This window comes from Streptomyces sp. NPDC091371 (assembly GCF_040684275.1).
In the GTDB taxonomy this organism is placed as follows: domain Bacteria; phylum Actinomycetota; class Actinomycetes; order Streptomycetales; family Streptomycetaceae; genus Streptomyces.
Genome location: NZ_JBFBFP010000017.1, coordinates 139202 through 147747, shown reverse-complemented (window position 1 = coordinate 147747; position 8546 = coordinate 139202). Strand labels below are relative to the sequence as shown.

The window sequence follows — 8546 nt, the reverse complement described above, 5'->3', positions numbered from 1 at the left end:
CGCGAACGAAGTGAGCGCCCTTTACAGGCCGGCCCGACACGGAAGGACTATGGGACTGACGGGAAACCCCCCGCGCCCTCTCTGATTCCGCCCAGGCCGGGCGCTGCCCGCCGAAGTCCCGGCCCGCAGCCGGGGGCGGGTGGGCAACCCCCGCCCCGCCCCCACCCCCCGAGGGGGGAAAAGTCCCGCACGCGCGTGGACCCGTACCCCGCCCCGCGATCAGCGCGGCGTGGCCCCCGGTGTGGCCGACGGGCGGGCGATTTCGCCCAGGGTCGGGACCGACTCCGGGCGGGAGCGGACGGTGTCCGTGCACTCCCACGTGCGCGGCGGATCCGCGTCGGGGCCGCCGAGGGTCACCGGTCGGCCCGGGCCCGGCGAGATCGCCTCGTTGCCCGCCAGCGTGCACACCAGCTGGGACAGCGCCACCGGCGGCAGGTCCTCCGGCTTGCGGCTCAGCCGTACCGTCCCGGCCGGGTCCCCCGGCCGGGGCTGGGTGACCGTCAGTTCCGCGGGGACCCCGGTCGTGAAGCCGGCGTCGCGTTCCTGCTCGGACGGCTTCTTCTCCAGCGCCTCCAGCAGCGCCTGCGCGACGAGCGCCACGGGGTCCTTCAGGGCCCCCCGCTTCTCGGGCACGGGGACCACCCGTTCCACGCCGACCAGCTGCGATCCGCAGACCAGTTGCACCGTGGCCCGGAAGCCCTGCGTCCCGCCCTGCGTCGCGCTCGGCTGTGTCGGCGTGTCGCACGAGACCCGGGAGGGCGCAGCTCCGACGTCCACCGGCACGGTCGTCGCCCGGATCCCGCACCCCGAGAGGCAGAGCAGGCCGACCAGCACCGGGAGAACCGGCAGAACCGGCAGAGCCCTACGCATCCTGCTCACCCGCGAGTACCTTCCCCACGTCCACGGGCAGCCGCAGCGTGAACAGCGCCCCGCCCCCGGCCCCGTTGGCGGCGGTGATGTCGCCGCCGTGAATGTGCGCGTTCTCCATGGCGATGGAGAGGCCGAGCCCGCTGCCGTCCGACTTCGGGCGGGACGCGCTCGCCTTGTAGAAGCGGTCGAAGACGTGCGGCAGGACGTCCTCCGGGATACCCGGACCGTTGTCCTGTACCGCGATGACCAGCCACTCCCCCTCCACGGACACCGACACCCGCACCGGCGAGCCGCCGTGCTTGAGCGCGTTGCCGATGAGGTTGGCGAGGATCACGTCGAGGCGGCGCGGGTCGAGCCGCGCCACGATGTCGCGTTCGGCGTCGAGTTCGACCGCGTCGAGCCAGGCCCGTACGTCGATGCAGGCCGTGACCTGGTCGGCGACGTTGACGTCGTCCAGCACCAGCTTGGCCGTTCCCGCGTCGAAGCGGGTGACCTCCATCAGGTTCTCCACCAGGTCGTTGAGGCGGCGCGTCTCGCTGACGACCAGGGCCACCGCCGGCGCGATCATCGGGTCGAGGTCGTCGACCTCTTCCTCCAGCACCTCGGCCACCGCCGTCAACGCGGTCAGCGGCGTGCGCAGTTCGTGAGACATGTCCGCGACGAACCGCCGGCTGGACTCCTCGCGCGCGCTCATGTCGGCGACCTTCTTCTCCAGCGCCTCCGCCGTCTTGTTGAAGGTGCGGGAGAGGTCGGCGAGTTCGTCGGTGCCGCGCACGTCGAGCCGGTGGTCCAGCTCGCCCTCGCCGAGCCGCCGCGCCGCGTCGCCGAGCCGCTGTACGGGCTTGAGCACGGTACGGGCCGCGGCCTGTGCGAGCAGCGCCGAGCCGAGCAGCGCGAGGCCCGTGGCGATCGTCAGCGACCAGGCGAGCGTGTTGAGGTCGTCCCGCTCCTGCGCGAGCGACTTGTACATGTAGCCGGTGGGCCCGCCGCCCACGATCCGCGTCCCGCCGACCAGGTAGGGGTTGCCTTGGGGCTTCGTGCGCTGCCAGTACATGTGGTACTCGGAGTCGTTGGCGGCGGTGGTCTTCTGACGGTCGTTCACCGCGTGCTGGAGCGGCTTCGGTACGTCGGCCAGCCCGAACGCGTCGGGTCCGGCCGTGCCGAACACCTGGCGGCCGTCCTTGGTGTCGTCCACCAGGAGCACGCTGTAGCCGGGGCTGCTGCCGGCCATCAGCTCGGCGGTGCGCTGGAGTTCGTCGGCGGTGGGGTCGGCGGGCAGCGCGGCGGCACGGTTCTGCATCTCCTGCCGGAAGTCGCCGAGGGCGGCCTCCTGGACGCGGGTGAGGACCGCCTCGCGGTTGAGCCAGTACGCGATCCCGGAGGCGGACACCGCGGCGGTCAGTGCGACCAGCGCGAAGACGATGAGGAGCCGCAGCCGCAGGCTGGTCCAGCGCCGGCCCGCGAGCAGCGCGCGGATCACTGCGGGGAGTCCAGGCGGTAGCCGACGCCCCGGACGGTACGGATCAGGGTGGGCGAGGACGGCACGTCCTCGACCTTGGCGCGCAGCCGCTGCACGCAGGCGTCGACGAGCCGTGAGTCGCCGAGGTAGTCGTGCTCCCAGACGAGGCGGAGCAGTTGCTGGCGGGACAGCGCCTGCCCGGGCCGGCGGCTGAGCTCCAGCAGCAGCCGCAGCTCGGTCGGGGTGAGCTGGAGGTCCTCGCCGTTCTTGGTCACGGTCATGGCGGCGCGGTCGATGACGAGCGAGCCGAAGGCCGCCGAGTCGCTGGACTCGCGCTCCCCGCGGCGCAGCACGGCCCGGATGCGGGCGTCGAGGACCCGCCCCTGGACGGGCTTGACCACGTAGTCGTCGGCTCCGGACTCCAGCCCGACGACCACGTCGATGTCGTCGCTGCGCGCGGTGAGCAGGATGATCGGCAGCTGGTCGGTGCGCCGGATCCGCCGGCACACCTCGAAGCCGTCGATCCCGGGCAGCATGACGTCCAGCACGATCAGATCCGGCCGCTGCTCGCGCAGCAGTTTCAGGCCGTCCTCGCCCGTCGCCGCGGTGGCCACACGGTGGCCCTGGCGTGACAGGGAGAGTTCGAGGGCCGTGCGGATGGCGTCGTCGTCCTCGATCAGCAACAGGAAAGGCACGGGCTCATTCTGTCCCATCGGCCGTCGGGAGTTCGACCGTCAGGAGGACGCGATCGTACGAAGATCCCGCGCGGGGGTGGCGACAGGCCGCTGGAGGGTCGCTGTGACAGGGCTGTGACAGTCGACGGACACCCCGGTTAAGTCGGCGGGGCAGTCTTCTATCAACGCACTACGGACCGAAGCAGACACACTCCACGACGGGGGGCGCGAGATGAACACGCTGCACAGCACCACGACCAGCGCGGTTGTCACGCGGCTGCACGATGTGAACCGCCGGGCGGGTGTCCGTACGGTGGCGGTCGCCCGTCCCCGGCCGGCCCACGTCGTAGCCATTGACGCAAACCAGTACCAGGCGGTTCCCGCCCAGCGCACGCCGTCCTCGACGTCCGAGGCGGAGTTCACGGCGTACGTCCAGGAGCGGCGGGCCGCCCTGTACGCGACGGCCTTCCACCTCACCGGCGACCGCTACGAGGCCGAGGACCTGTTGCAGAGCGCGCTGTTCTCCACGTACCGCGCCTGGGACCGGATCAGCGACAAGGCGGCCGTCGGCGGCTACCTGCGGCGGACCATGACGAACCTGCACATCAGCGCGTGGCGCCGGCGCAAGCTCAACGAGTACCCGACGGAGGAGCTGCCCGAGACGGCCTCCGACACGGACGCGATGCGCGGTACGGAGCTGCGCGCGGTGCTGTGGCAGGCGCTGGCCCGGATCCCGGAGCCGCAGCGCACGATGCTGGTGCTGCGCTACTACGAGGGCCGCACCGACCCGGAGATCGCGGAGATCCTCGGGATCAGCGTCGGCACGGTGAAGTCCAGCATCTGGCGCTCGCTGCGGCGTCTGCGCGAGGACGAGGCGCTGAGCTTCGGCGCCGACGAGGCGGAGTCCTTCGAGGAGCTCGTCGCCTGACAAGACCAACGGCCGGGGGGCCGTCCTGCGGGGGTGGGACGGTGGCCATGGGGGGAAAGCGCGGGATCGGTCGGCCGGGGGTCCGACTGATCCCGCGCTTTCGTGCGCGCGGCGTCGGCTGCGGGGTGGGCTGTGGGCTGTCGTGGTCATTGTGCCGGGCCGTTCGGGGGGACTCCTCGGCATCCCGGTTGCCGCTCCCGCCCGCCCGGGGCAGGCGTTCTTCGGAAGTGACGCTCATGCGGACAGGAGAACGTGCATGCTCAGGACAATGGGCCGGATGGTGGCGGTCGCGGTGACGGCCGGGGCGGTAGGCCTGCTCGGGGCGGTACCGGAAGCGGCGGCCCAGACCATGGTGAACTGCGCCACCGACGATCTTCAGGCCGCGATCGACGCGGCCACCCCGGGCACCTCGCTGGTGGTGAGCGGGACCTGCAACGGCGACTTCACCATCGGCAAGAACCTGACCCTCACCGGCATGACGGGCGCCACCCTCGACGGCACCGGCGGCACGAGCACGCTGACGGTCACCGCGGGCGTCCAGGTGTCACTGGTCGACCTCACCGTCACCGGGGGCGGCGGCGCCAATGGCGCCGGCATCCGCAACATCGGCGCCACGCTGGGGCTCAATCGCGTCACGGTCACCCAGAACGCGTCGTCAAACACCGGCGGCGGCATCCACAACGAAGCCGGCGGCGTGCTGACGCTGAACCGGTCCACGGTGAGCTCCAACACCGCCAACTTCGGCGGCGGCATCCTCAACCAAGCCTCCACGCTGAGGCTGAACAATTCCACGGTGAACAACAACGTGGCCCTCTTCGGCGGCGGCATCCACATTGTCGTCAACAGCACCGCGACGCTGAACGGCTCCACGGTCACCATGAACACGGCGTTCAGCCAAGGCGGCGGCATCAACGTCGACACCGCCAACACGCTGGTTCTGAACCGCTCCACGGTCAGTTTCAACAGCGCAGGCGTAGACGGCGGCGGCATCCGCAACCTGGGCACTGTGACGAACCGCCGGTCCTCGATCGTCGGCAACTCTCCGGACCAATGCGCCCCGCCGGGCTCCGTCCCCGGCTGCGCCTAAATCTCCCGGGACTACGCGGCCGCGGTGCTCGTCGAGCGGTGGCGGCCGGCGGCGGCCGCCGCGAGGCGGCCGAGCGCCTCGTCGCGGCCGCAGGCGTGGGCGCCCAGGGCGGTGTGCCGGGCCACGATGCCGCGCTCGGCCCGCATCAGCCGCCAGCCCCTGCGCAGCAGGAACAGCACGGACTTGCGCCCCTCGCGCAGGTCGCGGGCGAGGCGGCGGCGGAAGGTGGTGGAGGGGCGGCCTCGCAGGCAGATCGCGTCGGCGAGCAGCCCGAGCTCCTGGCAGCGGGCCACGATGTCGGCGGCGAAGATCCCCTCCGCGATGAACAGCGGGGTCCGCGAGATGTCGAGCGTCTCGGTGCCGGTGCGGGAGCTGGAGGCGATGTCGTACACCGGGACCTCGGTGCGGCCGGTACGGCACAGCTCGGCGACGGCCGCGACGGCGACGTCCGCGTCCCACGACTCCGGGGAGTCCCAGTCGATGTCGGAGCTTCCCTCGACGAGCGGCAGGGTGGGGTCGCCGGCCTCCTTGTAGAAGTCGTCCAGGCGCAGCACGGGCAGGCCCGAGCGGGCGGCCAGCGAGGACTTGCCAGAGCCCGAGGGCCCGGTCAGCAGGACGACACGCGTAGGCAGAGGAGAAGAACAGCTCACGGAACACCAGTGTGAACCATTACCCCGCGTAGGGGATCCTCCCGGTGACCGGTTGGTATCGAGTATCACACCTCGACTACGCTGCGTGCGCACGCGACTACCACTTCAGCACCAGCATCTCAGGGCGGGAACCCATGGCACGTCACGCAGCCCCCTCCGTACCGAACCGGCTCCGCAGCGCGGGCCTGACGGTCTCGATGGCCGGTGCGGCCCTGGCGATGGCCGCCGGGGGTGCGCAGGCCGGGGAGCTCGATGTTCCGGCGGCGTTGGCCGGGGTCGCGAACCCGGTCGCGAACCTCAAGGTGAACCCCCTCGCGAACACCGGTGTGGACCCGCTGGACAACGGGGTCGCCACCAAGGTCGCGGACTTCCCGCAGGTCGGTACGGGCATGGTCACCGGCAGTCTGACGCGCGGCTCCTCGGTCGGCGAGCTGCCGGGCGCGGCCGTGGACTCGCTGCTCGGGCCGGTGCTCCCGAAGGCGTAGGCACGGGAAGGCCCCGGCAGGCGGGGGAACGCTGCCGGGGCCGGTCTTTCGGGGGGCGGGTCCTAGTAGGACGATCCGCCCGAGCCCAGCGAGCCCGTGGGGTGCCAGACGGTCTTGGTCTCCAGGAAGGCCGTCATGCGCGCCGTGCCCGGGTCCGCGGTCCAGTCGTCCACAGGCTGTGGACGCAGGACGCGCTTGAGGTTGTCCGCCGCGGCGATCTCCAGTTCCTTGGCGAGGGCCACGTCGGCGCCCGCCAGGTCGATCGCGTTGACGTCCTGGTGGGCGGCCAGGTGCGGGCCCATCTCGGCGGCCTTGCCGGACAGGATGTTGACCACGCCGCCCGGCAGGTCGGAGGTGGCCAGCACCTCGCCCAGGGAGAGGGCGGGCAGCGGGGACTTCTCCGAGGCGATGACGACCACCGTGTTGCCGGTCGCGATGACCGGGGCGATCACCGAGACCAGCCCGAGGAAGGACGAGGCCTGCGGGGCGACGACGGTGACGACGCCGGTCGGCTCGGGGGTGGAGAGGTTGAAGAACGGGCCCGCGACGGGGTTGGCCCCGCCGACGACCTGGCCGATCTTGTCGGTCCAGCCCGCGTACCAGACCCAGCGGTCGATGGCGGCGTCGACGACGGCGCCGGCCTTCGACTTGGACAGGCCCTCGGCCTCGCCGACCTCGCGGACGAACTGGTCGCGGCGGCCCTCCAGCATCTCGGCGATGCGGTAGAGGATCTGCCCGCGGTTGTACGCGGTGGCGCCGGCCCAGCCGCCGAAGGCCTTGCGGGCCGCGACGACCGCGTCACGCGCGTCCTTGCGGGAGGACAGCGGTGCGTTGGCCAGCCAGTTGCCCTTGGAGTCGGTCACTTCGTACACCCGGCCGCTCTCGGAACGGGGGAACTTGCCCCCGACGTACAGCTTGTAGGTCTTGAAGACGTTCAGACGGGTCGCAGAAGACTCAGACATCGAGGTAGCCCTCCAGGCCGTGGCGACCGCCCTCGCGGCCGAAGCCCGACTCCTTGTAGCCGCCGAAGGGCGAGGTCGGGTCGAACTTGTTGAACGTGTTGGCCCACACCACACCGGCGCGGAGCTTGCCCGCGACCGCGAGGATGCGCGAGCCCTTCTCCGTCCAGATGCCGGCGGACAGGCCGTACTGGCTGTTGTTGGCCTTGGCGACGGCCTCGTCGGGCGTGCGGAAGGTCAGCACGGACAGCACCGGGCCGAAGATCTCGTCGCGGGCGACGGTGTGCGCCTGGGTGACGTTCGTGAAGAGCGTCGGGGCGAACCAGTAGCCGGCGGACGGCAGTTCGCACGCCGGGGACCAGCGCTCGGCGCCCTCGGCCTCGCCGGTCTCCGCGAGCGCGGTGATCCGGGCGAGCTGCTCGGCGGAGTTGATCGCGCCGATGTCGGTGTTCTTGTCGAGCGGGTCGCCCAGGCGCAGCGTGGACAGGCGGCGCTTGAGGGAGTCGAGCAGCTCGTCGTGGATCGACTCCTGGACGAGGAGGCGGGATCCGGCGCAGCAGACCTGGCCCTGGTTGAAGAAGATGCCGTTGACGATGCCCTCGACGGCCTGGTCGATGGGGGCGTCGTCGAAGACGATGTTGGCGCCCTTGCCGCCCAGCTCCAGGGTGACCTTCTTGTCGGTGCCGGCGACGTGGCGGGCGATCTTCTTGCCCACGGCCGTCGAGCCGGTGAAGGCGACCTTGTTGACGTCCGGGTGCTCGACGAGGGCCGCGCCCGCGTCGCCGTAGCCGGTGAGGATGTTGACGACGCCCTTGGGCAGGCCCGCCTGGCGGCAGATGTCCGCGAAGAACAGGGCGGAGAGCGGGGTCGTCTCGGCGGGCTTGAGGACCACCGTGTTGCCGGTGGCGAGCGCCGGGGCGATCTTCCACGCGAGCATCAGGAGCGGGAAGTTCCACGGGATGACCTGGCCCGCCACGCCCAGCGGGCGCGGGTTCGGGCCGTAGCCGGCGTGGTCGAGCTTGTCGGCCCAGCCCGCGTAGTAGAAGAAGTGCGCGGCGACCAGCGGGAGGTCCGCGTCGCGGGTCTCCTTGATCGGCTTGCCGTTGTCCAGGGCCTCCAGGACGGCGAGCTCGCGGCTGCGCTCCTGGATGATCCGGGCGATGCGGAAGAGGTACTTGGCGCGCTCGGAGCCCGGCAGCGCGGACCACTTCTCGAAGGCCTTGCGGGCGGCCTTCACGGCGCGGTCCACGTCGGCGGCGCCCGCCTGGGCGACCTCGGCGAGGACCTCCTCGGAGGACGGGGAGACGGTCTTGAAGACCTTGCCGTCGGCGGCGTCGGTGAACTCGCCGTCGATGAAGAGCCCGTAGGAGGGGGCGATGTCGACGACCGAGCGGGACTCGGGAGCCGGTGCGTACTCGAATGCGGATGCCATGG

Annotated in this window: 9 protein-coding genes; 3 read left to right on the top strand and 6 right to left on the bottom strand. The window is 71.5% G+C overall.

Features of this window, described 5'->3' with window-relative positions:
* Nucleotides 1–219: 219 nt before the first annotated feature.
* Genes AB0O21_RS20510 through afsQ1 form a run of 3 tightly spaced genes read right to left on the bottom strand, consistent with a single transcriptional unit; the run spans nt 220 to nt 3024 of the window.
* The gene (locus AB0O21_RS20510) at nt 220–870 is read right to left on the bottom strand and encodes a hypothetical protein (protein ID WP_365172564.1); all 651 of its coding nucleotides are present in this window, start codon (nt 868–870) and stop codon (nt 220–222) included.
* Nucleotides 863–2350, bottom strand: coding sequence for an ATP-binding protein (locus AB0O21_RS20505; RefSeq protein WP_365172553.1), 1488 nt, complete (start codon nt 2348–2350; stop codon nt 863–865). Before AB0O21_RS20505 ends, AB0O21_RS20510 begins: the two co-directional genes overlap by 8 nt.
* A complete protein-coding gene (gene afsQ1 / locus AB0O21_RS20500; RefSeq protein ID WP_365172552.1) occupies nt 2347–3024 on the bottom strand; it encodes a two-component system response regulator AfsQ1 in 678 nt (225 codons plus the stop codon). Before afsQ1 ends, AB0O21_RS20505 begins: the two co-directional genes overlap by 4 nt.
* Before the next feature lie 211 nt (nt 3025–3235).
* On the opposite strand from afsQ1, the gene AB0O21_RS20495 reads away from it, so the two are divergent.
* The gene (locus AB0O21_RS20495) at nt 3236–3931 is read left to right on the top strand and encodes a SigE family RNA polymerase sigma factor (protein ID WP_365172551.1); all 696 of its coding nucleotides are present in this window, start codon (nt 3236–3238) and stop codon (nt 3929–3931) included.
* 277 nt (nt 3932–4208) lie between these two features.
* Entirely contained in the window at nt 4209–5018 is an 810-nt protein-coding gene (locus tag AB0O21_RS20490; RefSeq protein WP_365172550.1) for a hypothetical protein, read from the top strand.
* Between the two features lie 11 nt (nt 5019–5029).
* Here AB0O21_RS20490 and AB0O21_RS20485 read toward each other — a convergent pair whose 3' ends face one another.
* The gene (locus tag AB0O21_RS20485; RefSeq protein WP_365172563.1) at nt 5030–5734 is read right to left on the bottom strand and encodes a uridine kinase; all 705 of its coding nucleotides are present in this window, start codon (nt 5732–5734) and stop codon (nt 5030–5032) included.
* 68 nt (nt 5735–5802) lie between these two features.
* Between AB0O21_RS20485 and AB0O21_RS20480 the strand changes: the two genes are divergently transcribed.
* Complete coding sequence (locus tag AB0O21_RS20480) at nt 5803–6153, top strand: hypothetical protein (protein WP_365172549.1); 351 nt, start codon at nt 5803–5805, stop codon at nt 6151–6153.
* Between the two features lie 62 nt (nt 6154–6215).
* On the opposite strand, the gene AB0O21_RS20475 is transcribed toward AB0O21_RS20480, so the two are convergent.
* Together AB0O21_RS20475 and AB0O21_RS20470 are read right to left on the bottom strand one after the other, a co-directional pair.
* Nucleotides 6216–7115 carry an aldehyde dehydrogenase family protein gene (locus AB0O21_RS20475; protein WP_365172548.1) on the bottom strand — a complete coding sequence of 300 codons (900 nt, stop codon included), beginning with the start codon at nt 7113–7115 and terminating at the stop codon, nt 6216–6218.
* On the bottom strand, nt 7108–8544 hold the full coding sequence (locus tag AB0O21_RS20470; protein WP_365172547.1) for an aldehyde dehydrogenase family protein: 1437 nt from the start codon (nt 8542–8544) through the stop codon (nt 7108–7110). The genes AB0O21_RS20475 and AB0O21_RS20470 overlap by 8 nt, the downstream gene beginning before the upstream one ends.
* Between the last annotated feature and the right edge of the window lie 2 nt (nt 8545–8546).